The sequence below is a fragment of the Nocardioides phosphati genome (genome assembly GCF_014646375.1).
Classification (GTDB): Bacteria; Actinomycetota; Actinomycetes; order Propionibacteriales; family Nocardioidaceae; genus Nocardioides; species Nocardioides phosphati.
Genome location: NZ_BMNI01000018.1, coordinates 1 through 26934, shown reverse-complemented (window position 1 = coordinate 26934; position 26934 = coordinate 1). Strand labels below are relative to the sequence as shown.

The window sequence follows — 26934 nt, the reverse complement described above, 5'->3', positions numbered from 1 at the left end:
TCACCGAGGAGGTCGCCATCAGCGCCTAGCGACACGCCCGACGGAGGATTCGTTTCGTACACCACGCCTAGGGACTTGACCGAAGGCGCCGACGGAGACCCATCCCATTAGATCCTGCGATCCGACTTTCCACGTGATCACCCCGGCGATGGCCCCTACGGATAGTGCACCGAGATAGCAACGGTTCAGCCAGAAAGTTCTATCGCGACCCGAAGTCGATGTGAGGTCTGCTGCTCGATACAGATCCGGGAAGTCCTCGGCGAACAGCCCCGAGGGTCCGTCTTCTCGTGGCGCATCGGGAGTCAGCGACATGCGGCGATGTTAGCGGCGATCGCCGGCCAGACCTGCGTCTATGTCGAAACGGGATGGTCAGAGAGCGAGGAGTGGAGCTCTTAGGCCCCACTTTGGGGGGAAGAACGGCGCGGACAGGGGTCCTTGGGGCGCGAACTGTTGCTTGATCCGTGTTCGGTTCCCGAGGCCACGACGGTCTGGATGCATGACTCGGGCATACTTGTCGGTTTCGCAGAACAAGTTCTGGCAGTCGATGAGTTTGAGGGGTCTCCCGAAGAGGTCCTGGAAGTCAATCCCGAAGAACTCCAATTGCTCCTTTTGGGTATCGACCATGGCGCGAATCACGGATGCCGGGTCAACCCCCTTAGCGTCGGGAAAGCACTTCGCCAGGCCGCTGAGTGCCCCGGGTCCGGCAACGACGAAGTCGTCCTCATCAAAGTCGATCAGGGTTGAGTAGTTCAGGTCGACGGTCAGTTGGAAGGCGAGGAACGGCCCTAGGGAGGGGAATGAACTCAACCGGGCGAACACATCCTTGAGTGAGCTCGCGGTGCAGAGATCGCGTTCCAGGCTGCTGGAGATCATGTACTCGATCAAGCGCAGGTGGTTGCGGTGCTTACGCTGCTCACCGAACGGCGGGGGCGGAATGATGTAGGCCGCCGAGTACACGCGCTCGCCGCGCGCGAGCCGTTGGTCGAGCACCTGCGAGTACTCGTCGACGTCGAAGTCGTCGCAGGTGATCGTCCCGCGATTCGACTCCAACTCCGACCACGTCTCAGGCTTGTTGAAGAACCGGAAGAGCAGGATGCGAAGTAGCAGATCGCGTGGATCCTGGGGGCCTTCGTAGATGACACGGATCAGGTCTTGTGAGACCCGGTCCGCCGCCCGGTACGCATTCGTGAAGCGGTACCTCGAGACGACCGGATCGTCCGTCCAGGGGCCGGGTTCGTTCGTAAGGCGCGCGTGGTAGACCCTCTGTCGTTCCGCTGCCAGCGTCCAGTAACTCTGCAGCACCTCGCTGCCCACGATCTCTCGCCCGCCGACTCGCGCTGTCCACATGGAGCCCATCTTCTCCCTTCCCCAGACCGATCACCCAGCGACTGGCCGCATCCCCGTAGGGGCAGCGTCCCTTCAGGATCATTGGGGCTCGGCGGCAACGCTGAATCTGGGCACGGCCCCCTCGCGTCTAACTGGGCGAAGTGACGCAAGGCCTCGCACGCAGCCGCTTGCGCGTTCCCGACGAAGATGAGGACGGCCCGCCCTGCAGATGCAGGACGGGCCGGCGTACTGGTTCTGACGAGCTCAACCAGCGCGCGAATCAGATGTCGTAATACTGACTGACTGACCCATGCTGACCTGCGCAAACGTCGAGGACTTTCGACAATTTGTACCACGCTTGTAACGGATGCGGGTCTGCTAGGGAGTCGGGGTCATCGCTCCGGGCCGTCGAGCTCCGTGCCCTGTGTCGGATCTTCCTGGCGGGCGGGGGAGTGGACGCAGTCGATGCGCCCGCCCATGGCAGCCATGAGCGAGCGACCGACGGGCGCGAGATTCTCACGGCATGGCCGATCGGGACGACCTGCCCGCCGTCCTTGGGGAGGGCGAATACTTGGTCGCCAACGACTACAGGATGGGCGGGTTCTGGGGAGTTCTCATCGCTCCTTCTGAGGAAGCCATCCGCGCGAAGACCCCGAACTCATCATCGCCAAGACCCGACCGAAGTGGATGGACGAGGCCGCGCTAGAAGCAAAGCTGAGAGACGCCGTTGTGGTTGGACGACCACCCGCCGCAGGCTCTGCTTCTGGGCGCTGGTGCCTCAACCGGTGATCATGGCTTTGACCTTACCGAGCACGGTTCGCGGCCGAGGCGTGCGAGCGGTGCTTTGCTCCACGATGTTGCGTCGTCGCGCTTCCAATTCGAGACGGTGGCCGACTCGAACTGCTGGTTCATCGAAGGCACTGGCCAGCCCGGCGGCGACGGCCATGGCGGCCCAGTCGTTGTGCGCGGTCGCGCGGACGGCATGAGCAACTTCTTCGGTGGGAGGGTGGTCCGCGAGGTCGTCGATGACCTTCCGCACGCCCGAGTAGATCCGGGTGGCGTGCCGCCAGGCTTCGATGACGGCCTCCCTGCGGTCTTCAGGGTCGTCGACGAGGCTGCGTTCTAGTGATGCCACGAGGCGGGTGTGCCAGCGGAGCAGCAGCGCGTTCGCGAGATCCTCGATGTTGTTGAAGTAGGTGTCGGTGCCTTCGATGTTGGTGGGGATTTGCCCGTCGTTTCGGGCGAGGATCTCCTCGATCAGATTGTGGAGGACTGTTGCGCGGCTCGGCTTCGGTCGGTCCTTCACGGGTACTCCTTCGTGGGACTGGATGGTGTGTGGCTGACCTACTGAATGGGTAGAGATGCGAACCCGCGGATCGGGCCTGAGCGGAGTCGGACCGCGGAGTCGATGTCGACATCCCAGTCACGGCGGCGGGTGAGGAGTGCTCGCAGAGCGATACGTGCTTCGAGGCGGGCTAGGGATGCGCCGAGGCAGAAGTGGATGCCGCGCCCGAACGCGACCTGTCGTTCGGGGCGACGGTTGATGTCGAAGTGGTCGGCGTCGGGGAACGCGTGGTCGTCGCGGTTGGCTGAGCCGAAGAGCAGCAGCACGGTGTCGCCGGCTGCCATGGCCTGCCCGTGCAGATCGACCTGTCGGGTCAGGGTGCGTGCCAGGCCCTGGACCGGTGAGTCGTAGCGGAGCAGCTCTTCGACGGCTGCTGGCACGAGTTCGGGGTCGTCGGCGAGAGCGCGTCGGTCCTCAGGGTGCTGGGCGAGGATGACAGCGCTGTTGGACAGGAGGTTGGTCGTCGTTTCGTGCCCGGCGACGAGCAGCAGCAGGCAGAAGCCGAGAAGTTCTTCCTCGGTGAGGTGCTCGCCGTCCACTTCGGCTTGGACGAGCGCTGTCATGAGGTCGTCTTGGGGGTGCGCGCGTCGGTCGGCCAGGAATGCGGAGAAGTACTCGTAGAGGGCTGCAGCGGCGTCCAGCCCGGCGCCGAACTCGCCTCGCACGGGGTTGGACTGGATCAGGGTGGTGGACCAGGTCCGAAAGCGGTCGCGGTCTTCACGCGGCACGCCGAGCATGTCGGCGATCACGATCGCGGGCAGAGGTCCGGAGAATTCGGAGACGAAGTCCCACGGGCCGGTCTCGGGGGATTGGTCGAGGAGGTCGTCGACGATGGTGTGGATGTGTGTCTCGAGCCCGGCGATGCGGCGGGGGGTGAAGGCCTTGCTGACGAGGTGACGCAGTTGGGTGTGCCGGGGTGGGTCGCTCATGATGAGCATGGGCAGGAACAGGTCGGTCATGTCCACCCCGGGCGGGGTGGGGAAGATCCCGGACGCCGAGGAGTACGTCGCCGGATCGGCGAGGGCGGCGGAGACGTCGTCGTAGCGGCTGAGGACCCAACAGCTCGCCTGCGAGGACCAGTACACGGGAGCGTGGTCGCGCAGCTCGCGGTAGACGGGGTACGGGTCCGCCATGACTTCCGGGTCGAACGGGCTGTAGGTCAGCTGCTGGTTGCTCATCGCATCTCTCTCGGTTGTCGGTTCACGCGTGTGCATCGGATGTGGTGGCTGGCTGCAGTGCGGACGGGGCGCGCGTGGGCCTGCGGTGTGGCCACCAGCTGCGGTCCTCGAAAAGGGCCGCGCAGGCGGGTACGACCAGGGTGCGGACGATGAAGGTGTCGAGCAGGAGTCCGGCGGCGACGGCGAACCCGGTCTGGGCGAGCGCTTCGACGGGGGAGAACAGCAGGGCCACGAAGGTGGAGGCGAAGATGAGGCCGGCGGCGGTGATGACGGGTCCGGTGGCGGTGACTGCGCGGGCGACCTCGTCGCGGTCCAGGGCGAGGCCGCTCTCGCGCATCCGGCTCATGAGCAGGATGTTGTAGTCCGCGCCCACGGCGACGAGCAGGACGAACACGATGACCGGGACGGTGAAGTGGATGTCTTGTCCGACCAGCTGCTGGAACACGAGGGTGGTGAGCCCCAGCGCGGCCGCACAGGACAGGACGACGGAGGCGAGGAGGTAGAGCGGTGCGGTGAGGGCGCGCAGCGTGAGGATGAGGATGAGGAGCACCATGAGCAGGACCGCGGCGACCACGAGGACGGCGTCGTCGGCGAGGTAGTGGGCCAGGTCGGCGCCGAGGCCGGCCGCGCCGGTGGCGAGGATGGTGGAGTCGTCGAGGCGGGTGTTGTTCATGGCCTGGTCGGCGGTGTCCTGGACTTCGTTGTAGCGCTCCTGTCCGGCGGGGGTGAGGGGGTCGGTATCGCCGGTGACCTGGATGCGGGCCAGTTTTCCGTCCTCGGAGAGGAACTGGGTGCGGGCCAGGGCGAAGTCGGGCTTTCCGAGTGCGGAGGCGGGTAGGTAGAAGCCTCCGGCCTCTGGGGTGTCGGCGCGCTGGTTGATGGCCTGGAGGTAGTCGCCGGATTCGTCGAGCCCGTTGCTGAGCTTCTCGGTCTGGGTGAGGAGCTGCTCGATGCCAGGTGCGATGCCGGCGGCACCGGTGGCGAGCCGGTCGGTGCCGCCTTCGAGCTCGCCGAGCTTCTCGCTCAACAGCGCTTGGCCCTCGGCGATCCGGTTGCTGCCCGACTGGGCTTGGCGGAGCCCGGCGGCGAGCTGGTCGAGCCCGGTCGCGAGGCGTCCGTCGCCGGCGGCGAGGCGTTCGGCGCCGGCGGCCGCTTGGGCCAGGCCGGGCAGGAGCCGGTCGCGTTCGCCGGTGTAGATCTTGCGCAGGCCCTCACGGGAGCGTTTGCAGATCGGGTCGGCGGTGCAGATCGGATCGTCCTCCAGGGCTTCGACGATCCTGCCGAGGCCCTCGACGGCCTGGGCGACCTGGTCGTGTGCGGTGCGGAGCCCGGCGGCCAGTGCGGCGGCGCCCAAGCGGAGCCGGCGGGCGCCGCTGGCGGCCTGGCTCGTGTGATCGGCTGCCTGCCCGAGGCCGTGGGCGATGCGGCGGCTGCCGTCGCTGAGCTTCCCGGCGCCGTCTTGGGCCTTCCCGGCGCCTGCGGAGACCTGGCCGAGGGCGTCTCCGAGGTCGCCGGCCCCGGACGCGAGGCGTTCCAGCCCGGGTTCCCCGGACTCGAGCTTGCGGTCGGCCTGGTGGAGTCCTCGGGCGAGTTTCCCGAGCTGGTTGGCGATGGAGGCGGGTTCCAGTCGCCTTCCGGCCGGTTGGGTGATGCTGCGGACCTGGTTGACGCCGTCGACCTTCGCGACCGCGGTGCTCACGGAGTTGATGACAGCCAGGTCGCGGGTGTTGGCCATGTTGTGGTCGGAGCGGATGAGCAGGTAGTCGGGCAGGGTCTGGTTGGGTGGGAAGTGCTCGGTCATCGCCGCGAGGCCCAGGTTGCTGGGGGTGTCTGGCGGTTGGGCGGCGCGTTCGTCGAAGGAGAGCTGCATCGTGGGCAGCGCGAGCGCGAGCAGCACCAGGACCGTCACTCCCGCGACCAGGATCCGGGCGGGGTGTCGTCCGACGAGGCGGCCGGTGCGGGCCCACCGCGAGTCCGGCCGCGGTGCCGGAGCTGGCCCGATGCGGGGTCCGAACCAGCGGATCAGGGCGGGGGTGAAGGTGAGGCTGACCGCGAGGGTGACCGCGATACAGATCGCCATCGGGGGGCCGGTGGTGGCGAAGATGGCGAGTTCGGTGAATCCGAGGCAGATGGCGCCGAGGATGACGGTGGCTGCCGAGGCCAGCAGGGCGGGCCCGACCCGGGAGACCGACTCGGCTACCGCATCGAGGGGTTCGAGGCCGTTGCCGTATTCCTCGCGGAAGCGGGAGATGAGGAAGACGCAGTAGTCGGTCCCGGCGCCCAGGGTGATGGCTACGACGAACGCGTCGGTGTAGGTGGACAGGGCCAGCCCGTGCTCACCTGCCCAGGCCAGGGCGCCGCGGGTGCACAGCAGGGCGACACCGATGGTCACCAGCGACACCAGGACGGTCGCGATCCGGCGGTAGACCAGCCAGAGGATTCCGACCAGAAGGAACAGGGAGACCGCGGTGATCTTCAACGAGGCGTCGTTCACCGCCGTGGTCAGGTCGGCGATCATCGCCGGGTCGCCGGTCACGTGAACTTCGGTGCCGGGTGGAGCATCGAGGTCGTCGACGACCGAGCGGAGCCACTTCACGTCCTCGTCGGATGCCGGTGAGCCGACCGCGGATCGCAGCCCGACGACTAGGTAGGTCGCCTCGCCGTCCTTGCTGGTCATCGAGCGCCGGGCCTCGGGCTTGCCGAGGTAGTCCTGGACCTCCGAGACCCGCTCCGGCTCCTTCTGGAGGGTGCTCACGAGGTCGGCGTAGACGCGGCGGTCCCCCACGCCCAGGCCGTCGTCGTCGGTGATGACCACGAACACATACGAGTGGGTGTTGCCCGACCCGAACGCGGTGTCCATCACCCGCAGCCCGTGCAGGGTCGGTGAGTCCTCGGGCAGGAAGGCAGTGCTGCTGCGTTCGACCACGGTCCCCAGCGGGGTGACCAGCAGCGAGAGCGCGGCGGCGGCCAGCACCCAGCCGAGCACCACGATCGATGGGAAGCGGTGCCCCAGCCTGAGGGCAGACCTCAGCGGTCCGCTGCTTCCGGCTCGTGGTCCGCGACCCATTCACCCGCACCAATGCTCTGGACTGAAATGTTGTACTGGCAGTACAACATAGGATGTGGTCGACGTCGAGGCCAGTTGGCACGGTGGGGCACAAGGGGAGGAGTGAGAGCGGTGAGGAAACTTCCGGCGAAGCTGGCCAGTCAGCTCTACGGCGCGGCCGAGCTGATCGCCGAGCGCGGTCTGGACGGCACCAAGATCGACGACATCGCCGAAGCCACGGGTATCCCGAAGGCCACGATCTATTACCACCTGGACGGCAAGAACGGGGTCCTCGCATTCCTTTTGGGAGACCTGCTTGACCTCATCGCTGGCGAGGTCGGTGTCGCAGTCTCAACGGTCGAGGATGCCCGTACCCGGCTCGAGGCCGCCGTCGCAGCACAACTAAGTGTGATGGTCGAGCATCCGTTCCTGTGCCGGGCACTCGTGGGGGACCTCGGCCGTGCCACCCGGCTGCCTGACCTCGCCGAGGCTTTGCGGAGCGCGTTCTACCAGCCGATCGAGAAGCTTCTGGCCGACGGCGTCGCCGACGGCTCGCTGCGCCAGGTCGCCGATCCGGGTGCCGTTGCAATGAGCGTCTTCGGTGCCATCACCGTGGCCGGTCTCAGCGCCGCGGTCGAGGGGTCTTCAACTGGCCCGTCCGCAGATGCGGCCCGTTTCTCTGCGGCGATCTGCGAACTGATCCTCGACGGTCTCGCGACACCTCGCACTCGCGATGACCACGAATCGGGTGAGCGGCCGTGACCAGCCTGGATGAGCTCCTCGCGAGCTGGAACGAGAAGTTCCGGGCGTACGAGGACGGCGCCCGGCTTCCGCCGCACCACGACCACTGCCTCGCCTGCGGACCCGACAACCCCCACGGCCATCACCTCACCGTCCAGCGTCGCGGCGACGAGGTGCATGCGGTTCACGTCTTCGACGAGCGCCACGTCGGCGCTCCCGGGATCGCGCACGGAGGCGCCGTGGCAACGGTCCTCGACGACCTGTTCGGGTTCCTGCTCTACCTCACCGGCAGTCCAGCGGTGACCCGGAAGCTCGAGGTGCGCTACGACTCGCCCGTCATCCTCGGCACCACCTACGAGCTCGCGGCCAGGGTCGTCCGGACAGAAGGGCGCAAGCTCTTCGTGGAGGCCGACATGAGTGAGACCGGAGGACCAACTGTCGCCTTCGCTTCGGCCCTTTTCCTGAGGGTGGACGTGACCCACTTCGACCAGGGCAGGCCGCGATGACTAAGACGTGGGTGGGCCGCTTTATCCCCGAAGTTCCCGTGGGCGCCACGGTCGCAAGCGCACCGTGGCGGAGGGACTCTGCGGGATCTCAGCGCGGTCGGGTTCGACACGGGCGCGACCGGTACTCCCGGTCGGTACTCCCGGCTGGTGCCTGTTCCTCTGCCGTGTGACGACGGAAGGGTGCGAGTCGCACGCTGAGCTGACATGGCTGTCGGCGTGCGTGTCGGGAGGGATGACGCCCCCACTTGGATCGTCAACGGTGACGTGACTGCGTGAACAACGCCGCGAGCGTGCTGCTTGAGTGGCGCGAAGCGAGCGAAGGTTGGTAGCCGGGCCCTACCTAGCCCGGTTCGCGGCGACCGAACTGACGGAATTCGCTTGGCGACTGCCCGGTCCAGCGTTTAAAGGCATGCGAGAAGTTGCCCAGGTCGCTATAGCCGAGATCTATGGCGATCTGACCGACCGTCAGCGATCGGTCGAGCAGGCGGACGATCGCCCTCTCGCGCAACAGCGATTGCTGTACGTCGCGGAAGGTCGTGCCCTCCTCGTGGAGGCGCCTTTTCATGGTGCTCGGGGAGACTGCGAGGAGCTCAGCCATGTCATGGCTGCTGATGTGTCCGGGGTCCTCCTCGAGCAATCGCCTCACGGTCTCGGTAAAGCTGGTGGCAGCGGTGTGACGGTCGAGGCTTCGGCGCAGTTCGCCGATGGCCATGCGATAGGCGACCGGGTCGGGGAAGCGACAGGGTGCTTGGAGGATGTCGACGGGAACGTCGATGAACGACGCGCGTGCGCCGAACACCAAGCGTCCGGCCAGCGCGCCGGCGATGCGCTGAGGGGACTGGGGTGTCTTCCAAGCCAGGTTCATCGTGACGCCTGGCAGCGGGCCCGTCAGCATGTCGAGGAGCCGCAGCAGTGCCGCTCCGCCGTAGGTGATGACTAGGCAGTCGAGATCACGATCGCCGGTGTGGCCGGTGAGGCCCACGGTTAGGCTGCGCTGACTGCTGTGGAAGTGGGGGCGCAAGGCGCTCGAGATGATCGGAAGATACCCGAGCAGCTCGAAGACCTCGGCCACGGAGCCGGAGCTGACTAGCGGCAGGCTGAGCGGGCCGAACGACGTCAATTGCGCGTGCTCGGCGAAGGAGAGCCCGAGGCTTGTGGCTTCGTCGTGGTCGAGTCCGGGGTAGACCTCACGGAACCACCGGATCGGCACCTGTCGGTCGCGCTGGACCAGCTCCAGTTCGGAAGTCCCCTCGCGGTCGATGATCGCGCGGAAGCGACCTACGGCTTGAGGACCGAGAGCATCGCTGTTCAAGAGCTGGACGAACGCCAACGGAGGCACCCCGGGCTCGGGGGACTTCATGGGCAGTGACCTCCTGAGCCGAAATCACAACATATTGACTCGAGTGACCATAGCCACAGCATGTCCAGAGTGCCAACACTTGACTCACGTTCGAGCAAGGAGTCGTTCCATGTCAGTTGTCACCTTCATCTCCCACGACGGGGAGAAGCGCGAGGCACCCCTCGAGGAGGGTGCGTCCCTCATGCAGATCGCCGTAGACAACATGGTGCCCGGGATCGACGGCGATTGTGGCGGGGAGGCCGCGTGTGGCACGTGCCATGTGATCGTCGAGGACCAGTGGATCGCCGAAGTCGGCCGTTCGGGTCCGGTCGAGGAGGAGATGCTCGCCATGAACCCCGAGCGCGAGCCGACCTCGCGGCTCTCGTGCCAGATGCGGGTGAGCGAGAGCTGGGACGGCCTCGTCGTCCGACTCCCCGAGTTCCAGATGTGACCGTCGAGAGGAAGACTGCACCATGACGACCCTGACTACCGTGACCGACGCCGTGGCTGAGCGAGCCCAGTCCATCATCCCGATGGAGATCCAGATCCGCGGGGCGCACCTGTACGACAAGACCCGTCGCTTCGTGACACGGACCAACGGGAAGAAGATCTTCGTCGAGGAGCCCATTCCCCCCGTGGAGGACGTCGCCCTCGCCGACATCGACCTGAGCAACCCGTTCCTCTACCGTCAGGGCAAGTGGCAGTCCTACTTCGAGCGCGTGCGCAACGAGGCACCCGTCCACTACCAGGCCGACAGCCCGTTCGGACCTTTCTGGTCCGTCACTCGGCACGCCGACATCATCGCGGTCGACAAAGACCATGAGACCTTCTCGGCTGAGCCCTTCATCATCATCGGCGAGCCCCCACGGTTCATGGATGTCGCGATGTTCATCGCCATGGACCCGCCCCGACACGACCGCCAGCGAGCCGCGGTCCAAGGCGTAGTCGCCCCCAAGAACCTGCGCGAGATGGAGAGTTTGATCCGCACGCGGGTCCAGGAAGTACTGGACGAGCTCCCGGTAGGTGAGCCCTTCAACTGGGTCGACCGCGTCTCGATCGAGCTCACCGCGCGGATGCTCGCGACCCTACTCGACTTCCCATACGACCAACGCCGCAAGCTCGTCGAGTGGTCGGACCTGGCCAGCTCCATGGAGCAGGCCAACGGCGGACCATCCGACAACGACGAGGTCTTCCGGGGCTTCGTCGACGCGGCGCGGGGACTGAGCGCGCTGTGGCGGGACAAGCAGGCGCGACTCGCGGCAGGTGAGGAACCCGGGTTCGACCTGATCACCATGCTCCAGAGCAACGAGCACACCAAGGACCTGATCGACCGCCCGATGGAGTTCCTGGGCAACCTGGTGCTCCTGATCGTCGGCGGCAACGACACCACACGCAACTCTATGAGCGGGGGTGTTCTCGCCCTCAATCAGTTCCCCGACCAGTTCGAGAAGCTCAAGGCCAACCCGGACCTCATCCCCAACATGATCTCAGAGATCATCCGCTGGCAGACGCCGCTGGCCTACATGCGTCGCGTTGCGAAGAAGGACACGGTCCTCAACGGCCAGTTCATCCGTGAGGGCGACAAGGTGGTCATGTGGTACGCCTCGGGAAACCGCGACGAGCGAGTGTTCGAACGTCCGGACGATCTCATCATCGACCGCAAAAACGCACGCAACCACATCGCGTTCGGCTTTGGCGTCCACCGGTGCATGGGCAACCGTCTGGCCGAGCTGCAGCTGCGGATCCTGTGGGAAGAGCTGCTCCCGCGCTTCGAGAAGATCGAGGTCGTGGGTGAGCCGGAGTATGTCCAGTCCAACTTCGTGCGCGGGATCAGCCGGTTGATGGTCCAGTTGACGCCGAAGACCGACGCGTGACCTCGGGGAGGGCGCTGATCGTCGGGGCCAGCCACGCCGGGGCCCAGTTGGCCGCCAGCCTTCGCCAGGAGGGGTGGGCAGGTGAGGTTGTCGTCATCGGTGACGAAGCCGCGCTTCCGTACCAGCGGCCTCCCCTGTCCAAGGCCTACCTTGCCGGCAAGAGCAGCTTGGAGGAGCTCGCCATCCGCAAGGCGGAGTTCTACGACAAGCAGAAGATCCGCCTGTTGCGGGCGACGGTCACCGAGATTGATCGTGCGGCCGGAGAGGTCGTGCTGAGCGACGGTGAGACGCTCGCCTACGACGGCCTCGCGTTGTGCACCGGGGGCCGGGCGCGTCCGCTGGCTATTCCTGGCATCGATCTGCCGGGCGTCTTCTACCTGCGGACGTTCGCGGACGTCGAGGCGATCCGTGAGGCCACGGCCTCGGGTCGCCGAGCCGTGATCGTCGGCGGGGGCTACATCGGGCTGGAGACCGCCGCGTCGTTGCGCGCCCTCGGGCTGGAGGTAACGGTCCTGGAGGCCGCCGAACGTGTCCTGGAGAGGGTCACGGCTGCTGAGGTGTCGATGTTCTACGAGCGCATCCACCGCGACGCCGGGGTCGTGGTGCGGACGGGCGCTCTCGTCGAGGCCGTGGCCGGCGACGGCCGCGCCGGCGAGGTGGTGCTAGCCGGGGGTGAGCGGATTCCCGCAGACCTGGTCATCGTGGGTGTGGGCTTGCTCCCGAACACCGAGCTCGCCTCTGAGGCGGGCCTGCAGGTCGAGGACGGTGTCGTGATCGACGACTTCGCCTCGACCAGCGATCCCAAGATCGTCGCGGCGGGGGACTGCGCCATCCATTACATTTCTCGCTACGGCCGGCGGGTGCGACTTGAAGCGGTGCCCAGCGCGGGTGAGCAGGCGAAGGCGGCTGCCGCCACGCTGTGCGGCAAGGAGCGGCCTATCTCGGCGCTGCCGTGGTTTTGGTCCGACCAGTACGACCTGAAGCTGCAGATCGCGGGACTGAACACGGGCTACGACGAGATCGTGCTAAGCGGCGACCCCGCGCGCGATCGCGACTTCACCTGCTACTACCTCCAACGTGGGCGGTTGCTCGCCGCGGACTGTGTGAACCGTCCCCGGGACTTCATGAAGGCCAAGAGAACGCTCGGCCAGGGTCTCGACGTCGATCGGGCGGAACTGCAACGGCCCGCCGCCTCCTGATTCACAGTGCCGGGCGCGCGCCTCGGCGAAGCCCCGCACCCCATCACCGCCCCCCTCAACACCCCATCGCCGGAGGACTACTCGTGCAGAGCACCATGATGAACGTCCAGCTGACGACGGCAGCCATCCTGCGGCACGGTGCCCGTGTGCACGCCACCGCGCGCGTGCGCACGCTCCAGCCCGACGGCTCGGTCAGGACCGGCACGTTCGCCGAGGTGGGACGCCGCTCGGCGCAGCTGGCCCACGCGCTGCGGGCCTGCGGGGTCGTGGGGGACGAGCGGGTCGCCACCTTGATGTGGAACAACCAGGAGCACGTCGAGGCCTACTGTGCAGTGCCCTCCATGGGGGCAGTCCTGCACACCCTCAACCCTCGACTGACCCCCGAGCAGCTGGTCTACATCGCCAACCACGCTGACGACCGGGTGGTGATCGTCGACGGTACGCTCGCCCCGCTCCTGGCGGCGGTCCTACCGCAGCTCGCCGAGGTGCACACCGTGGTCGTCACGGGGGGTGTCGATCTCGCGCCGCTCGAACGTGACGGCCTCACCGTTGTCGGTTACGACGACTTCATCGGAGGTCACCTGGAGACGTTCGAGTGGCCGGAACTCGATGAGCTCTCCGCTGCGGCCATGTGCTACACCTCGGGCACTACCGGCAACCCCAAGGGCGTGGCCTACAGCCACCGATCGACCTACCTCCACTCGATGGCTGCGTGTGCCGCCGACGGGCTGAGCGTCACCGGTGACGATGCCATCCTGGCGATCGTGCCGATGTTCCATGCCAACGCCTGGGGACTGGTCTACGCGGCTTTGATGGCAGGAGCCGACCTGGTCATGCCCGAACGGTTCCTCCAGGCCGAGCCACTGGTGCGACTCATCAGCAGCGAGCGCCCCACGATCGCCGGAGCTGTGCCTACGATCTGGAGTGACGTCCTGAATCACCTCGACTCCAACCCCGGTCACGACATCTCGTCGCTGGGGCTGGTGGCCTGCGGTGGATCGGCCGTGCCGCTTCATCTAATGAAGGCCTTCCAGGAGAAGTACGGCGTGCAGATCGTGCAGGCGTGGGGGATGACCGAGACCTCGCCCCTAGCCGCTATCGCTCGGCCGCCGGCAGCGGTCGAGGGCGAGGAGCACTGGGCACTGCGGGCCTCCCAAGGTCGTCCCGTCGCCGGGGTCGAGCTGCGACTGATCGACGACGACGGTAACGAGGTGCCGCACGACGGGAAGTCAGTCGGGGAGATCCAGGTTCGCGGCCCATGGATCACGGGGTCCTACATCGGTGACGAGGACGCGGAAAAGTTCGACGACGGATGGCTGCGTACCGGAGACGTGGGACGGATCGACGAGCGTAGTTTCGTCACCTTGACCGACCGGGCGAAGGACGTCATCAAATCGGGCGGCGAGTGGATCTCGTCAGTGGAGCTCGAGTTGCTGCTCGCAGGTCACCCGGATGTGCTGGAAGCGACCGTCATCGGCGTTCCGGACGAGAAGTGGCAGGAACGGCCCCTGGCCGTGATCGTCGTTCGGGACGGGTCCGAGGTGACTCCCTCCCAGTTGCGGGACTTTCTCGAGGGCAAGGTCGCCAAGTGGTGGCTGCCCGAGCGGTGGTGCTTCGTGCCCGACGTGCCCAAGACCTCGGTCGGCAAGTTCGACAAGAAGCTGCTCCGCGCCCGGCACGCCGACGGCGACCTCGCTGTCATCGATCTCTGACTGCATGGGAAGGCATCACGGCGCGAGGCGCGATTGGTGGACGAGCTCGCGGCCGAGTCCGGCCGGGAGTTGCCGCCGCTGCCGCCGATCTCGTTCCAGCAGGAGCCGTCCAACGGCATCCCGCGCCGCTCCCAGCGCGAGCCCGGGGCATGGTGCCGCGAGCACGGGATCACCACGCCTGCGTACTCCTTCGCCAGCGACTTCGCAACTGCTGCTGTCCCGCGCACTCCGCTGCAAGCCCACAGCGGCCCCCGTCGACCGTCGTCTGATGGCGCAGCAAGCCAGGCCCTCCCGGGCACCGTCACCGACCTCGAGGAAGTGTCATGAACGCCCCGTCCGCACCCACCCTGCACATCCGACGTCCCGCCGACGGCGAAGTACTCCGATCGGTCCCGATCGTCGACGGCGACCGCGTGCGCGCCGCCGCTGAGGACCTGCGCGCGGCGCAGGTCGCGTGGCGCGACATGGGTCCTGCTGCGCGAGCCACCTGGCTGCGCAAGTGGCGGGGCTGGATCCTCGACCACACCGATGAGCTCACTGACCTGCTCGTCGCAGAGACCGGCAAGGTCCGCCCTGACGCCTTGGTGGAGACGACCGCTTCGTGCGAGTTCATCTCCTTCTACGCCGACCATGCGAAGGAGTTCCTCGCCCCCGAACGAGTGGGGGCAGGAGGGCTGCTCAGCCTTCCGAAGCGGCTGACCCGCAGCTATCGGCCCTACCCGTTGGTCGGACTGATCATCCCGTGGAACTTCCCGATCACCCTGTTCCTGATGGATGCGGCGCCGGCGCTCGCAGCGGGATGTGCGGTGCTGACAAAGTCGTCGGAGATGACCCCGCTGACGTGCGCGCGCATCATCGAGGGATGGCACGAGATCGGCGCCCCGCCGGTCCTCCTGCACGTCGCGGGGGCCGGGGACACTGGAGGAGCGGTGGTCGAGGCTGTTGACTTCGTTCAGTTCACGGGCTCGACGGCGACGGGCCGTCGGGTGGCCACGCGCTGTGCTCAGCTGCTCAAGCCGGTCAGCCTGGAGTTGGGCGGTAAGGACGCTGCCATCGTGCTCGAGGATGCCGACCTCGATCGGGCCGCGCACGGGATCGTCTGGGGCGGGATCTTCAACTCGGGGCAGGTCTGCATCTCGGTCGAGCGGGTCTACGTGGTGGACGCGGTCTACGACCGGTTCGTGGAGAAGGTGGTGGCGGCCCTCGGAGCGCTGAAGCAGGGCTCTCGAGCCCGCGATGATGTCGGCGCCATGGTGACCCGGGCGCAGGTGGACACGGTCGAGCGGCATGTGCGGGAGGCTCAGGAGTCCGGTGCGCGCGTGCTTGTCGGCGGGTCGCGGGCCGACGAAGGCAACTTCTTCGCCCCCACGCTGCTGGTGGACGTCGACCACAGCATGGCCTGCATGACCGAGGAGACGTTCGGGCCAACACTGCCGGTCATGCGGGTGGCCGACGAGGCCGAAGCGGTGGCCCTGGCCAACGATTCCGCGTACGGGCTCTCGGCCACCGTGTGGACACGAGACGTCTCCCGAGGGCGGCGCATCGCCGACCAACTGGAGGTCGGTGCGGTCAACATCAACGACGTCTTCAGCAACCTCTTCGCCGTGGGGCTACCCCACAGCGGCTGGAAGTCCTCGGGCCTGGGGGCTCGCCTCGGCGGCGCGCAGGGTCTGCGGAAGTACTGCCGCGTCCAAGCAATCACCGAGCCGCGGATCCCGCTGACCACCAAGGAGCTCACCTGGTACCCGTACTCCGCCCGGCGTACGGCGATCGCCGGCCGAGTGCTGCGCCTGGCCGCTGGTCGCGGCCTGCGGCAGCGACTCGGCCTCTGAAAGGAACAGGAACCATGACGACAACGAACAAGCGACGGGTGGTCGCCATCACCGGGGGCGCCCGGGGGATCGGATACCACACCGCGGAGGAACTCATCCGGCGCGGTCACCGGGTCGCCATCGGGGACATCGACCAGATCCAGCTCAAGGTGGCCGCCGAGGAGCTCGGCCTCGACGTCGCGGTGCGTCTAGATGTCACCGACCCTGCCTCCGTGGCGTCCTTCCTCGACGTGACCGAGGAAGCACTGGGGCCGATCGACGTCCTCATCAACAACGCGGGTGTCATGCCGACGGGGCACGTGCACGAGGAGACCGACGAGGTCACCCGCCGGCAGGTGGAGATCAACATCCTGGGCGTCATCTTCGGCACCAAGATCGCCCTGCAGCGGATGCTGCCACGGCGACAGGGACACATCATCAACACGGCTTCACTGGCCGGGGAGCTCCCGGTCCCGGGGCTGGCGACGTATTGCGGGACCAAGTTCGCGGTCATCGGGTTCACCGAGGCCGCCCGGCAGGAGTACCGCAGGTCGGGTGTCACCCTGTCCACTGTGCGTCCGACCTTCACCAACACCGAGCTGGTCGCGGGGACGAGCGGGGCCAAGGGCATGCGCAACGCAGAGCCGCAGGAGATCGCGCGCGCCACGGCGGCTCTCATCGAGCGCCCGCAGCCCTTCGTGCGAGTCACGCGTATCGCCGGCACGATGGTGGCGGCGATGAAGTTCGTTCCCGAGCGGATCGCGACCCAGCTCGGGGCGATGCTCGGGACCGACACGGTCTTCCTCGACCGCGTGGACTCCGCGGCGCGTCAGGCCTACTTGGAGCGGGTCGGTCGCAGCTGATGCCACAGGGCGCGATCGCGCGCCACGGATCATCCGAAACGACCGCGAGCGTCGCGTGGCGCTCGCGGTCGTCTCCTGTCCCGTGGCTTAGGCCGGGTGCTGGCCGCCCTCGACGACGGGCATCAGGTCCGGGGGGCGAAGGCCGGCCGCTCCGGCTCAATGGCGGAGATCCGCTGGTAGCCGGCGCCCAACGGGGGACGCTCGTCCCGATTGCCCTTGTTGGGCCACAGGGAGGCTGCCCGCTCGGCCTGCGCGGTGATCGTCAACGACGGGTTAACCCCCAGGTTCGCCGTGATACTGGAGCCGTCGACGACGAAGATCCCGTCGTGCCCGTAGAGACGGTGGTAGGGGTCGATGACCCCGGTCTCCGGGGAGTCACCGATGGCACACCCGCCGATGAAGTGAGCGGTCATCGGGATGTTGGCGATCTCCCCCGTGGACCCGCCGGCCACGCCGTTGATCTTCTCGGCGACGCGACGGGTGACTTCATTGCCGACGGGGATCCAGGTGGGGTTGGGCGCCCCGTGGCCAGGTCCCGAGGTGATCGTGGGGCGACCGAGGAGGGTCTTCCTCGACCGCACCGTGATGGAGTTGTCCAGCGTCTGCATGACCAGCAGGATGACTGTGCGCTCCGACCACCGTCGCGGGCTGAACCACGTCAGATGAGAGGGCTGGGTCGCGATTGTCCGCAGCCAGCGCCACCACCGGGGCCCATGGCCGTCCCCGTCGGTGAGCGCGGTCTGGAGTAGGGACATGGCGTTGCTGCCCTTGCCGTAGCGCACCGGCTCGATGTGGGTGAACTCGTCGGGGTGGATCGAGGATGTGATGGCCACGCCGCGCGTGAAGTCGCTGGATCGATCGCGGGACTTCGCCCCCAGGATCGACTCGGAGTTGGTACGGGTCAGGGTGCCCAGTCGGGCGGAGATGTGCGGCAGGGAGCCCGTGGCCTTCAGTCGGTGGAGCAGCTTCTGGGTGTTGTAGGTGCCCGCTGCGAAGACGACGTGGTCGGCCGTGAATGACTGCCGGTTGCGGCGACGGCGCGCGGACCTGCCGGTGCGGACGGTGTCGACGACGTACCCGCTTCCCTTGCGCGGGCGCACGTCGACCACGGTGGTCAGGGGACGTACCTCGGCCCCGAGCTTCTCCGCGAAGTACAGGTAGTTCTTGTCCAGGGTGTTCTTCGCCCCGACCCGGCACCCGGTCATGCACGACCCGCACTGGGTGCACCCGGTGCGGCGCGGCCCCGCCCCGCCGAAGAACGGGTCGGGAACCTCTTTGCCGGGCTCTCCGAAGAAGACGCCGACGGGGGTCAGTGTGAAGGTGTGCTCCACACCCATGTCGCGCGCGACCTCGCGCAGCACCTTGTCCGAAGGCGTCACGTGGGGGTTCTGCGTGACACCCAGCATCCGCCGTGCCGTCTGGTAGTGCGGGTCCAGCTCGGCGTGCCAATCGGTGATGTGCGCCCACTGTGGATCGTTGAAGAACGGGGCAGGAGGTTGGTAGAGGGTGTTGGCGTAGTTGAGCGAACCGCCGCCGACGCCGGCGCCCGCCAAGATGACGACGTCGCGCAGCAGGTGGATGCGCTGGATGCCGAAGCAGCCGAGCCGTGGCGCCCAGACGAACCGACGGGTGTCCCAGGACGAGGTGGGCAGGTCGTCGGTGTCGTAGCGCTTGCCTGCTTCGAGCACCCCGACGTGGTAGCCCTTCTCCGCCAGGCGCATGGCGGTCACCGAGCCGCCGAAGCCGGAGCCGATGATCAGCACGTCGTAGTGGGCCGAGGTCATGGGATGTGGATCCTTCTGTGAGGTGTTCGACGCGAGTGGGGCGGCGGACCGGCAGTGCCGCCGATCTGACGGGTGTACGTGCGGGCGGTCAGCTGTGGATGGCGTGGAGCGGTCTCCACTTGTCGGCCAGGAGTACCGAGTCCGGGTCGATGCCCGGTCGATGAGGGCGACTCGCTAGCTCATGGCACTCCTGTCAGACGATGTCTGTCGAGGGTGTCACCTCGGTGGAGTGGGCGTCATGTGCCGTTGCTCAACGCGGAGGATCCCGCGGGGCTCGGCGCACAAGGCCCGGCCCGCCGGCTCCAGCGGTGCCGCCGGAGCCGGGTCGGTCCTCACAGGGACCGGCTGATGATCTCCTTCATGATCTCGGAGGTGCCGGCGTAGATCTGGGAGACGCGCATGTCGGCCCAGATGCGGGCGATGGGGTACTCGTTCATGTACCCGTAGCCGCCGTGCAGCTGGAGGCAGGTGTCGGCGACGCGCTGCGCTCGTTCGGAGCACCACAGCTTCGCCATGGCGGCGGTGGGGATGTCCAGACCCTCGCCGACGTGGAGCTGGATGCACTCGTCCACGAAGGACCGTGCCACGCGAGCTTCTGTAGCGACCTCTGCCATTTTGAACTTGGTGTTCTGGAACCCCCAGATCGGCCGTCCGAAGGCGCTTCGGTCGCGCACGTAGGCCAGTGTCTCGGCCAAGCAGAACTCCATGGCTGCGACGTTCGACACTGCGACCAACAGCCGCTCCTGGGGGAGCTGCTGCATGAGCTGCACGAAGCCCTGGCCTTCGGTGAGGCCCAGCAGGTTGGTGACCGGGACGCGGACGTTGTCGAAGAAGAGCTCCGAGGTGTCCTGCCCCTTCATCCCGATCTTGTCGAGCACCCGACCGCGGGAGAAGCCCTCCGTGCTGGTGGGGACCAGCATCAGCGAGATGCCGGCGGCGCGGTCGTCCGGATCGGTCTTGACCACGGTGAGCACCAGGTCGGCCTGCGAGCCGTTGGTGATGAAGGTCTTGGAGCCGCTGACAAGGTAGTCGTCACCCTCGCGCACCGCCTTAGTCTTGATGTTCTGCAAGTCCGAGCCGGTCCCGGGCTCGGTCATCGCGATCGCGCCGACGACCTCGCCGGAAGCCATCTTGGGAAGCCACTGCTGCTTCTGCTCCTCCGTGCCGTAGGCGAACAGGTAGTGGGCGACGATGCCGTTGTGCAGGGACGCCCCCCAGGAGCTGTCGCCGACCCGTGCCTGCTCCTCGATCAAGATGGCCTCGTGGGCGAAGGTGCCGCCGCCGCCGCCGTACTCCTCGGGGATCGACAGGCAGAGCAGACCGACATCACCAGCGCGGTTCCACAGTTCCCTGTCGACGTGCTTGTCGGCGATAAAGGTCTCGATGTGCGGTTTGATCTCCTTCTCACAGAACGTACGTGCCAGGTCGCGCACGTCGTCGAGGTCTTTGTCCATCCAGGGGGAGCGACGAGTGGGCAAGGGGTGCCTCCGGCAGGTCGGGTACAGGGTGTACCAATCTGACCACACCCGTCGCCCTGGGTACAAGGTGTTCCATGCATGCGGACCCGGGAGTCGTTGGTTTCGTCGACCCCGCATAGGCTGCCTCTTGTGGTCGAGGTCGGGCGATGGGTGGATTCAACGGTGCGGCGCCGGTCGTCGCGCGATGATCAGGTCCGGGCGCGGCGACGACAACAGGTGGCGAGCGCCGCTCTGCAGGTCGTCGACGAGGCAGGAGTGGGTGCCGGCACGGCCCTGATTGCCGAGCGGGCTGGCATCCCGAGGCCGCACGTCTACCGCTACTTCTCCAGCCGTGAGGACCTGGATGACGATGTGGTACGCCTCGCCGCGCAGGACCTCATTGCCTGCGTCCGGCCCCACCTGACTCGGCGCGGCACGCCCTCACAGGTCGTCGAGGGGCTGGTCCACGCCTGCGCCACCTGGGCCGACGTCCACCCTCACCTCTTCCGTTTCCTAGCCGCACGGGGGCAGAGTCGCACCCTTCACCGCGCTCGGATGGGTCGCTCGCGATTGCTGGACGAGATCGCTGCGGCGGCTCGCGGCTATACCAACTCGGCCGAGGAGACCTTTCCCGAGGGCATCTTGGTGGGCGTGATGGGGATGGTCGACGCGACAATCATCTGGTGGCTCGACCAGCGCGACGAAACCCTCGAGGTCATGGTGGGGCGCCTCTCGCGCCACGTCACTCTAGTGCTGCACGATGCCTTGGCCGCCCACGGAATCGACCTCGACCCAGCGGTCGAGCTGGAGCCGTTCATCGGCGGGTGAGTCATCAACGGCCCGCAATCTTGCCCTGCTCAAAGTGCTCAACATCGACGACGACGAATGTCGCGTGTGCGGTGGCGACCGGGTTGCCGTCCGCATCCAACGCCGCGGCTTCCACGTGTAACCGCCGTCCCGAGCGGTCCCGGACGTGGGCAGAGAACTCGTAGTCGGTCCTCAGCAGCACCGGACGGAGGTACTCGACGGTCAGGGACCTCGTCACGGCAAGCTCTCCGACCCGGTAGAGGAGGAAGCCGAAGAGGTCGTCGAACGCTGCAGCGACCAGGCCGCCGTGGGTGATCCCGGGCGCCCCTTCCTGACGGTGGTCGAAGCGGTGCACGGCGCGAACGCCGACCTCGGTGGCGTCGACCTTCAGTGCAAGACCAGCAGGATTCTCCGTCCCGCATCCCGCGCAGGTGGGGGAGTGCGAGGGGAGGCGTCCCTCCGCCGACGGCTCGGGCCGCGACATCGAGCGGATCCACGCCTCCAATGCCGACATGGCGCCCCCCTCGGAGCGTACCTCGTTCGCCGGGGCGGTTTGCTCGCCTGCGCCGGAGGCGCCTCGGATCGGTTCGCGCATGGAAAGCTCCTCAGATTCAAGACCGACGGGCGCGGAGGCACAACGTCGCATCTGTCTCTCTCGCATACAGGATCAAGTCGTCGTCGTGACGAGAGTGGCCTATAGCCGAAAGTCAATGACCCGCCGTTCGCCAACGCACGAGACATGATGGCATATTTGTATTCACGTGAGACGTTGGGGCTACATTTGTCTACACTCGTCGCTATGCGGCTCATCTGGACACCTCACCGTCCTCAAACCGATGCCGAGCGACGTGGCCTTGCCTGGTGGGTGGCCGTGCTGAGCTGCAAGCCGTTCCTGATCGTGCTGCGCCGGCCGGACTGGCGCGGAGTCTCAGGGATCCCGAGGTCGGGTGGGGCAGTGCTGGCCGCCAACCACGTCTCGCACATCGACCCTCTGCTAGTCGCGGAGCTGGTGCTGGCCTCGGGGCGGGTGCCGCGGTTCTTGGCGAAGGACAGCCTCTTCCACGGTCCGATCGTGGGCAGGTGGTTCCGTGCGGCCGGCCACGTCAAGGTCGACCGGGCTGCCGGACGCGCAGGGTACGACGACGCGGTGAAGGCGGCACGCTGTGGTCAGCTCCTTCTGGTGTATCCCGAGGGTTCTATCAGCAAGCGGGAGGACGGTATGCCGATGACGATGAAGTCAGGGGCGGTTCGCATCGCCCTCGAGGCGTCGGTCCCGCTCCTCCCGGTGGCCCAGTGGGGTGCCCAGGAGATCCTGCCCGCATACAGCGGGCGGTTGCGATGGGGTTGGCGACGGCAGGTGAGCGTGTTCGTCGGCGCTCCCGTCCCGCTCGAGGACCTCCGTGACCTGGAGCCCGCACGTGCCGTCGAAGTGGGCCGTCAACGGCTCGAGGACGTCCTCATCACGATGGTGTGCGAGCTGCGTGGAGCCACCGCGGCGGCGCGGTCCATCCGTGCTCAGGCGCCGAAGGCGGGATCCTCAGGGCGCGAGGATCCCGAGCCGCGCACCATCGCGGGGCCGTAGGTGTCCAGCAGTGTTGCCATCAGCTCATCGAACGGTAGGTCCACGAACATCCCCCGCTCGCGGACGTACTCCATGTGGCGGCGGCCGGCGCCGTCGGCTGCGTGGAGCAGGGCGTCCTGCGATCCGTCGAACTCCAACGGAGGTACGCCGAAGCGGCGGCACAGCTCGGAGTTGAAGGCCGGCGAGCCCTTGCGCCACCGGCCGTCGACGTACGCCGCGCTCCACCCGTGGAACACGAACAGGTCCGTGCCCATCAGCTCCCGCAGCGCCTCGCTGTTGAGGTGGTTGCGGACATCGGAGAACCCCAGTACGGCCGGGATCCCCGCAGCGCGCAGGCTCGCCGTGAGCAGCACCGCCTTCGGGACGCACCAGGTGGGGCCACCGTCAAGGATCGCGCTGGCGCGGTAGGTCGGGGGGGCCGCGGTGACGCTGTAGGGGTCGTAGCGGAGTCGGTCGCGGACCTCCGCGAAGAGCAGCCCGACCCGCTCACGCGGATCCTGGACACCTCGCACCACGGACTCGGTGAAGTCGCGCACGTCGTGGTGGTCGCTGTCGATGAACCCGGTCGGGGCAAGGGCCTGCCGGGGGTCGAGCTCGTCGCCCATCAGGCACTGACCTCGGCGTTCTGGAGTGCGCCGGCCGCCCCGAGGGCCGTGACGAGGTCCCGCTCGAGCGACGGGAGGGCGGCAGCTGCGAGGGCGGCTTGCTCCGCCCGGCCCCGGGCCGGGCCCTCCTGCCGGCCCAGCGACGCGACCAGTGACCATGTCTCCGCGCAGAGGTGCGCAGCGTTGGCGACTTCGCTCGCGCGAACGTCCCCGGTCAGACGCGCGATGTCGGCGGCGCCGCTGGAGAGCAGTCGCCGGAACAGCCCACCGCCGGTGCCGGCCTTCTCCACGAATGCGCTGAGTCCCTGGAGCGCCAGGTCCAAGACCTCGTCGGGGAAGACCTCTGGCCATCGAGCGAGGTCCTCGGCGAACAGGTCGACGGCGGCCAGCCCCGTGGCCCCGGTCGCCGTGTCCCTCCCGGTGACAATCGAGGGACCGGTCGAGGTGGTCATCGCGACAGCCGCCTGGGCGAACGCCGCCCGGGCGACGGTGGCCAGGTCGGGCAGCGAATCGGGCCAGGCGATGTCGAAGTAGGTGTGGCGCGTCGGGACCGGAAATCCTCGGGAGCAGCGAGCCCGAGCCAGAGCCTCGTAAGGCACCAGCTGCACCTCGTCGCGGTCGTTGTCGACGACGTGCGCGAGCTGCTGCACGTCGTCGTAGCCGATCACAACGATGTCATGGCGACTCATCTGAAGGCGCACGCGCAGGTAGGGCAGCTCTGCGATGTCGGCCCACACAAGGGCTGGGCGACCGGCGCGCACGGCATCGCGCACGTAGGTCCAGCCCACCTGGGGGTCCTCCGTGGCGTGCACGGTGACCACGGCGCCGAGTCGTGTCGGGAGATCGGTCTCCAGGTCCCCGCCCCGACCCACGAGGTACACCGGTGGCATGAGCGCTGCATTCCGGACGTAGGAGAGGTCCAGCGACCCGCTTAGCGCGAAGACGAGGCCCTCGTCGGGCGGGCCTTCCCAGCCGAGCCCGGCCCATTCGAGGAGGTCGCGCATCGCGCCCGAGCCGCAGTGGCCGCCACGTCGGTGCGGGTAGGGAACCGCGACGGCGTCGCTCGAGCTGGCCATGGAACTCATTCCTAAAGACAATTTGCATGATTTGTTCCAACCTAAGGCACGAGCATCTCATTGTCATGGCCAGGTCCGATGTGACATGAGTCCGTTGGGCACCACGGTCGCTATCGTGTCCACCGTGTCATCCCCCTCCATGCGCGATCGGTACCGCGAGCACGTCCGCACGGCTGTGGTGGAGGCTGCTCACGACCTGATCGCCGATCGAGGCTGGGAGCGAGTCCGCATGGGTGAGATCGCCGAGGCAGTCGGGATTTCACGCGCCCTGCTCTATAAAGAGTTCGGCGACAAGCCCGGATTGGGAGAGGCCGTCGTCCTGAGGGAGGCGGCGCGCTTCATCGAGGGCATCGAAGGAGTGCTCGCGCACCACGACGCCGATGCTGCTCGCGGCCTCGCGGCCTCGGTGAAATTCGTGCTCGAGGAAGCTGAGAACAGCTCTCTACTCAGGGCGGTGCTGATCGCCAACCGCGATTCCTCCCCGACCGCGACGGGCATTCTCCCCCTGATGACGACCTCCGCGCAGCTGCTGGAACTGGCCTCGAACTCGTTGGCACGGTGGCTCATGGCTCACGTGCCCGGGGTGCAGGCCGACGATGTGGCGGACGCTGCGGAGGCTCTGGTGAGGCTCACCGTGAGCCATCTAGCCCTGCCCACCATGTCCCGCAAGGACACTTCACGGAAGATCACCGAGGTCGGACTGAGGTACCTCGGGCTCTCCGTCGAAGCGGCGACGTCCGAAGCCACGACCTGACGTACACTCCCAGCCGGTGATCGGGTCCGCCGCCACCGCAAGGACCAAAAGCCAGAGCTTCTACGGCCACTTCTACATCGAGCACAACCGGGGCCATCACGTCCGCGTCGCCACACCGGAGGACCCCGCCAGCAGCAGGTACGGCGAGAACTTCTACCAGTTCTGGCCGCGTACGGTCGGTGGTTCCCTCAAGAGTGCCTGGAACATCGAGAAGAAGCGCTACGCGCGCAAGAAGCAGCACCCGTTCCGGATCGGCAACGACGTGCTCAACGCGTGGCTGATGTCGGCGGTGCTGTGGGGCGCGATGATCGCGTGGCTCGGTGTCGGCATCACGCCGTACCTCGTCATCCAGGCTGTCGTGGGATTCTCGCTCCTCGAGGTGGTCAAGCACATGGAGCACTACGGGATGGTGCGCTAGAAGGTTGGCGCACCCGGCAAGGAACGCTACGAGCGTGTCGACCCCAGCCACAGCTGGAACTCCAACAACATCGCGACCAATGTGCCCCTGCACCACCTGCAGCGGCACTCCGACCATCACGCCAACCCGACCCGGCGCTACCAGACACTGCGCGACTTCGAGGAGTCGCCGGTCCTGCCCACCGGCTACGCCTGGCATGATCGTCCTCGCCCTCTTCCCCCCGGTGTGGCGAAGGGTGATGGATCACCGCGTGCTCGCCCACTTCAACGGTGACCTCACGTGCGCCAACCTGAGCCCCCGCAAACGCGACAAGATCCTCACCAGGTATCCCGCACCGGAGACGACCCCGACCCGGGAGTCAACGGATGCACTCGGTTCGGGGGCCGCACCAGCGTGCATATTGTCCCGAGGGCGGACATCCTCGCGCATGCCGCCGATCGTGGGAACCAGGCCCACAAGCCCGGCGCCTCTTGGTCCACCTCCGAGTTCGAGCTCTACGTGAAAAGTGAATCGCCCCGGGTTTCGTGGAGGCTCGGTTACTTGGAACCAGCCCCGGTCGGGACGGGTGCTTCACGGTAGTGCTCGGGCCGGATGCTGGCCCAGTGGTTGGCCTCGAACTCGGCGGGCGGGACGAGCCCGATCTCGCCGTGAAGGCGCCTGTGGTTGAACCAGTCGACGTACTCGGCGGCGGCGATCTCGACGTCGCTCACGGACTTCCAGCCGCCCTTAGGGCTCATGACCGGGTTGCGGATGCACTCGGCCTTGAACAGCGAGTTGAGCGCCTCGGCCATCGCGTTGTCATACGAATCTCCTCGGCTTCCGACCGACGCGACGGCCTCGGCCTCGGCGAGTCGCTCGGTGTATCGAATCGCTCGATACTGACTGGGTTCAACCGGTGGTAGCAACACCAGCTTGGTGGAGCAATCGTAGGTGCTCGTCGAGGGCCTCTGCTGGGGTCTTCCATCCGAGGCTCTTCCTGGGTCTGCTGTTGAGTGCAGCTTCGACCGCTTGTGTCTCCTCGTTGCTCCATCGCGAGATGTCGGTGCCCTTGGGGAAGTACTGGCGCAGCAGACCGTTGTGGTTCTCGTTGGTGCCGCGCTGCCAAGGGCTCTGCGGGTCGGCGAAGTAGACCGCGATCCCGGTCTCGATCTTGAACTGCGCGTGCTGGGAGAGCTCCTTGCCGCGGTCCCAGGTCAGCGTGCGTCGCAGTTGCTCGGGCAAGGTCGTCATGGTCTCGACGAGGGCCTCCTTCATGGCCACCGCGCCGTAACCACCCAACGGTGGCCCGTTCTTCGTTGGCGCCACCATCCCGTAACCCTCAGCGCGAGGAAGGTGGACCAGCATCGTGTACCTCGTGCTCCGCTCGACCAGGGTCCCGATCGCGGAGCGGTTCAACCCGATGATCAGATCTCCCTCCCAGTGCCCCGGGAGGTCAAGTCCCGGGTAGTGGTGTAGCGCTGCGTTCCTTCGTTTGGGTTGGTCAGGCGATCAGGGCGGGCAGGTCATTGGCT

Annotated in this window: 23 protein-coding genes and 3 pseudogenes; 13 read left to right on the top strand and 13 right to left on the bottom strand. The window is 67.1% G+C overall.

Annotated elements, in window-relative coordinates; all coding sequences use genetic code 11:
• Nucleotides 1-18: 18 nt before the first annotated feature.
• The 5 genes from IEX47_RS18210 to IEX47_RS17600 form a co-directional block, all read right to left on the bottom strand.
• Entirely contained in the window at nucleotides 19-312 is a 294-nt protein-coding gene (locus IEX47_RS18210; RefSeq protein ID WP_188785431.1) for a hypothetical protein, read from the bottom strand.
• Between the two features lie 57 nt (nucleotides 313-369).
• Nucleotides 370-1314, bottom strand: a complete 945-nt coding sequence (locus IEX47_RS17615) for a nucleotide kinase domain-containing protein (RefSeq protein WP_188785428.1) — start codon at nucleotides 1312-1314, stop codon at nucleotides 370-372.
• Nucleotides 1315-2104: 790 nt separating this feature from the next.
• The gene (locus tag IEX47_RS17610) at nucleotides 2105-2632 is read right to left on the bottom strand and encodes a hypothetical protein (protein ID WP_056680406.1); all 528 of its coding nucleotides are present in this window, start codon (nucleotides 2630-2632) and stop codon (nucleotides 2105-2107) included.
• 38 nt (nucleotides 2633-2670) lie between these two features.
• A complete protein-coding gene (locus IEX47_RS17605) occupies nucleotides 2671-3849 on the bottom strand; it encodes a cytochrome P450 (RefSeq protein ID WP_056680409.1) in 1179 nt (392 codons plus the stop codon).
• 22 nt (nucleotides 3850-3871) lie between these two features.
• A complete protein-coding gene (locus IEX47_RS17600) occupies nucleotides 3872-6838 on the bottom strand; it encodes an MMPL family transporter (RefSeq protein WP_229662974.1) in 2967 nt (988 codons plus the stop codon).
• Nucleotides 6839-7027: 189 nt separating this feature from the next.
• Here IEX47_RS17600 and IEX47_RS17595 point away from each other — a divergent pair, with 189 nt between their 5' ends.
• Both IEX47_RS17595 and IEX47_RS17590 read left to right on the top strand, forming a co-directional pair.
• Nucleotides 7028-7657, top strand: coding sequence for a TetR/AcrR family transcriptional regulator (locus tag IEX47_RS17595; protein ID WP_056680413.1), 630 nt, complete (start codon nucleotides 7028-7030; stop codon nucleotides 7655-7657).
• The gene (locus IEX47_RS17590) at nucleotides 7654-8142 is read left to right on the top strand and encodes a PaaI family thioesterase (RefSeq protein WP_056680421.1); all 489 of its coding nucleotides are present in this window, start codon (nucleotides 7654-7656) and stop codon (nucleotides 8140-8142) included. The genes IEX47_RS17595 and IEX47_RS17590 overlap by 4 nt, the downstream gene beginning before the upstream one ends.
• 340 nt (nucleotides 8143-8482) lie before the next feature.
• Here IEX47_RS17590 and IEX47_RS17585 read toward each other — a convergent pair whose 3' ends face one another.
• Nucleotides 8483-9502, bottom strand: a complete 1020-nt coding sequence (locus tag IEX47_RS17585) for a helix-turn-helix domain-containing protein (protein WP_056680425.1) — start codon at nucleotides 9500-9502, stop codon at nucleotides 8483-8485.
• A gap of 109 nt (nucleotides 9503-9611) precedes the next feature.
• Between IEX47_RS17585 and IEX47_RS17580 the strand changes: the two genes are divergently transcribed.
• The 7 genes and pseudogenes from IEX47_RS17580 to IEX47_RS17550 all read left to right on the top strand — a co-directional run bounded on the left by IEX47_RS17580 (nucleotide 9612) and on the right by IEX47_RS17550 (nucleotide 16940).
• The gene (locus IEX47_RS17580; RefSeq protein ID WP_056680426.1) at nucleotides 9612-9932 is read left to right on the top strand and encodes a 2Fe-2S iron-sulfur cluster-binding protein; all 321 of its coding nucleotides are present in this window, start codon (nucleotides 9612-9614) and stop codon (nucleotides 9930-9932) included.
• Between the two features lie 22 nt (nucleotides 9933-9954).
• Nucleotides 9955-11340 (top strand): annotated as a pseudogene (locus IEX47_RS17575) (cytochrome P450); the annotation flags it as partial.
• Between the two features lie 11 nt (nucleotides 11341-11351).
• Nucleotides 11352-12554 carry an NAD(P)/FAD-dependent oxidoreductase gene (locus tag IEX47_RS17570; RefSeq protein WP_188785426.1) on the top strand — a complete coding sequence of 401 codons (1203 nt, stop codon included), beginning with the start codon at nucleotides 11352-11354 and terminating at the stop codon, nucleotides 12552-12554.
• A gap of 83 nt (nucleotides 12555-12637) precedes the next feature.
• Nucleotides 12638-14266 carry a long-chain fatty acid--CoA ligase gene (locus IEX47_RS17565; RefSeq protein WP_056680435.1) on the top strand — a complete coding sequence of 543 codons (1629 nt, stop codon included), beginning with the start codon at nucleotides 12638-12640 and terminating at the stop codon, nucleotides 14264-14266.
• Between the two features lie 36 nt (nucleotides 14267-14302).
• Complete coding sequence (locus tag IEX47_RS18030; protein WP_056680439.1) at nucleotides 14303-14593, top strand: hypothetical protein; 291 nt, start codon at nucleotides 14303-14305, stop codon at nucleotides 14591-14593.
• The gene (locus IEX47_RS17555) at nucleotides 14590-16098 is read left to right on the top strand and encodes an aldehyde dehydrogenase family protein (protein WP_056680442.1); all 1509 of its coding nucleotides are present in this window, start codon (nucleotides 14590-14592) and stop codon (nucleotides 16096-16098) included. Before IEX47_RS18030 ends, IEX47_RS17555 begins: the two co-directional genes overlap by 4 nt.
• 14 nt (nucleotides 16099-16112) lie before the next feature.
• On the top strand, nucleotides 16113-16940 hold the full coding sequence (locus IEX47_RS17550) for an SDR family oxidoreductase (RefSeq protein ID WP_056680445.1): 828 nt from the start codon (nucleotides 16113-16115) through the stop codon (nucleotides 16938-16940).
• Between the two features lie 122 nt (nucleotides 16941-17062).
• Here the strand turns inward: IEX47_RS17550 and IEX47_RS17545 are convergent, their stop codons facing one another.
• Both IEX47_RS17545 and IEX47_RS17540 read right to left on the bottom strand, forming a co-directional pair.
• Nucleotides 17063-18724 (bottom strand): GMC oxidoreductase, encoded by a 1662-nt coding sequence (locus tag IEX47_RS17545; RefSeq protein ID WP_056680447.1) that lies wholly within the window; start codon nucleotides 18722-18724, stop codon nucleotides 17063-17065.
• Nucleotides 18725-19056: 332 nt separating this feature from the next.
• A complete protein-coding gene (locus IEX47_RS17540) occupies nucleotides 19057-20178 on the bottom strand; it encodes an acyl-CoA dehydrogenase family protein (protein WP_056680449.1) in 1122 nt (373 codons plus the stop codon).
• Between the two features lie 153 nt (nucleotides 20179-20331).
• Here IEX47_RS17540 and IEX47_RS17535 point away from each other — a divergent pair, with 153 nt between their 5' ends.
• Entirely contained in the window at nucleotides 20332-21009 is a 678-nt protein-coding gene (locus tag IEX47_RS17535) for a TetR/AcrR family transcriptional regulator (RefSeq protein ID WP_229662973.1), read from the top strand.
• Nucleotides 21010-21013: 4 nt separating this feature from the next.
• On the opposite strand, the gene IEX47_RS17530 is transcribed toward IEX47_RS17535, so the two are convergent.
• On the bottom strand, nucleotides 21014-21583 hold the full coding sequence (locus IEX47_RS17530; RefSeq protein WP_200951121.1) for a PaaI family thioesterase: 570 nt from the start codon (nucleotides 21581-21583) through the stop codon (nucleotides 21014-21016).
• A 204-nt stretch (nucleotides 21584-21787) separates the two neighbouring features.
• On the opposite strand from IEX47_RS17530, the gene IEX47_RS17525 reads away from it, so the two are divergent.
• The gene (locus IEX47_RS17525; RefSeq protein WP_082563713.1) at nucleotides 21788-22570 is read left to right on the top strand and encodes a lysophospholipid acyltransferase family protein; all 783 of its coding nucleotides are present in this window, start codon (nucleotides 21788-21790) and stop codon (nucleotides 22568-22570) included.
• Here IEX47_RS17525 and IEX47_RS17520 read toward each other — a convergent pair.
• Entirely contained in the window at nucleotides 22504-23175 is a 672-nt protein-coding gene (locus IEX47_RS17520; protein ID WP_188785424.1) for a transglutaminase-like domain-containing protein, read from the bottom strand. The genes IEX47_RS17525 and IEX47_RS17520 overlap by 67 nt on opposite strands.
• Nucleotides 23175-24251: a BtrH N-terminal domain-containing protein gene (locus tag IEX47_RS17515; RefSeq protein ID WP_056680457.1), complete on the bottom strand. Its 1077-nt coding sequence runs from the start codon at nucleotides 24249-24251 to the stop codon at nucleotides 23175-23177. Before IEX47_RS17515 ends, IEX47_RS17520 begins: the two co-directional genes overlap by 1 nt.
• Before the next feature lie 124 nt (nucleotides 24252-24375).
• Here IEX47_RS17515 and IEX47_RS17510 point away from each other — a divergent pair, with 124 nt between their 5' ends.
• Together IEX47_RS17510 and IEX47_RS18025 are read left to right on the top strand one after the other, a co-directional pair.
• Nucleotides 24376-25005: a TetR/AcrR family transcriptional regulator gene (locus IEX47_RS17510; RefSeq protein ID WP_229662971.1), complete on the top strand. Its 630-nt coding sequence runs from the start codon at nucleotides 24376-24378 to the stop codon at nucleotides 25003-25005.
• Between the two features lie 16 nt (nucleotides 25006-25021).
• Nucleotides 25022-25423, top strand: a complete 402-nt coding sequence (locus IEX47_RS18025; protein WP_229662970.1) for a fatty acid desaturase — start codon at nucleotides 25022-25024, stop codon at nucleotides 25421-25423.
• Nucleotides 25424-25959: 536 nt separating this feature from the next.
• Here the strand turns inward: IEX47_RS18025 and IEX47_RS17500 are convergent.
• Both IEX47_RS17500 and IEX47_RS17495 read right to left on the bottom strand, forming a co-directional pair.
• Nucleotides 25960-26307 (bottom strand): annotated as a pseudogene (locus tag IEX47_RS17500) (integrase core domain-containing protein); the annotation flags it as partial.
• A gap of 4 nt (nucleotides 26308-26311) precedes the next feature.
• A pseudogene (locus tag IEX47_RS17495) lies at nucleotides 26312-26854 on the bottom strand (IS30 family transposase); the annotation flags it as partial.
• Nucleotides 26855-26934: the final 80 nt, after the last annotated feature.

Bases quoted from the DNA above. Each gene is read 5' to 3' on its own strand.
- IEX47_RS18210 (WP_188785431.1), bottom strand. From the start codon at position 312: ATGTCGCTGACTCCCGATGCGCCACGAGAAGACGGACCCTCGGGGCTG.
- IEX47_RS17605 (WP_056680409.1), bottom strand. From the start codon at position 3,849: ATGAGCAACCAGCAGCTGACCTACAGCCCGTTCGACCCGGAAGTCATG.
- IEX47_RS17585 (WP_056680425.1), bottom strand. From the start codon at position 9,502: ATGAAGTCCCCCGAGCCCGGGGTGCCTCCGTTGGCGTTCGTCCAGCTC.
- IEX47_RS17580 (WP_056680426.1), top strand. From the start codon at position 9,612: ATGTCAGTTGTCACCTTCATCTCCCACGACGGGGAGAAGCGCGAGGCA.
- IEX47_RS17555 (WP_056680442.1), top strand. From the start codon at position 14,590: ATGAACGCCCCGTCCGCACCCACCCTGCACATCCGACGTCCCGCCGAC.
- IEX47_RS17550 (WP_056680445.1), top strand. From the start codon at position 16,113: ATGACGACAACGAACAAGCGACGGGTGGTCGCCATCACCGGGGGCGCC.
- IEX47_RS17545 (WP_056680447.1), bottom strand. From the start codon at position 18,724: ATGACCTCGGCCCACTACGACGTGCTGATCATCGGCTCCGGCTTCGGC.
- IEX47_RS17540 (WP_056680449.1), bottom strand. From the start codon at position 20,178: ATGGACAAAGACCTCGACGACGTGCGCGACCTGGCACGTACGTTCTGT.
- IEX47_RS17530 (WP_200951121.1), bottom strand. From the start codon at position 21,583: ATGCGCGAACCGATCCGAGGCGCCTCCGGCGCAGGCGAGCAAACCGCC.
- IEX47_RS17525 (WP_082563713.1), top strand. From the start codon at position 21,788: ATGCGGCTCATCTGGACACCTCACCGTCCTCAAACCGATGCCGAGCGA.
- IEX47_RS17520 (WP_188785424.1), bottom strand. From the start codon at position 23,175: ATGGGCGACGAGCTCGACCCCCGGCAGGCCCTTGCCCCGACCGGGTTC.
- IEX47_RS17515 (WP_056680457.1), bottom strand. From the start codon at position 24,251: ATGGCCAGCTCGAGCGACGCCGTCGCGGTTCCCTACCCGCACCGACGT.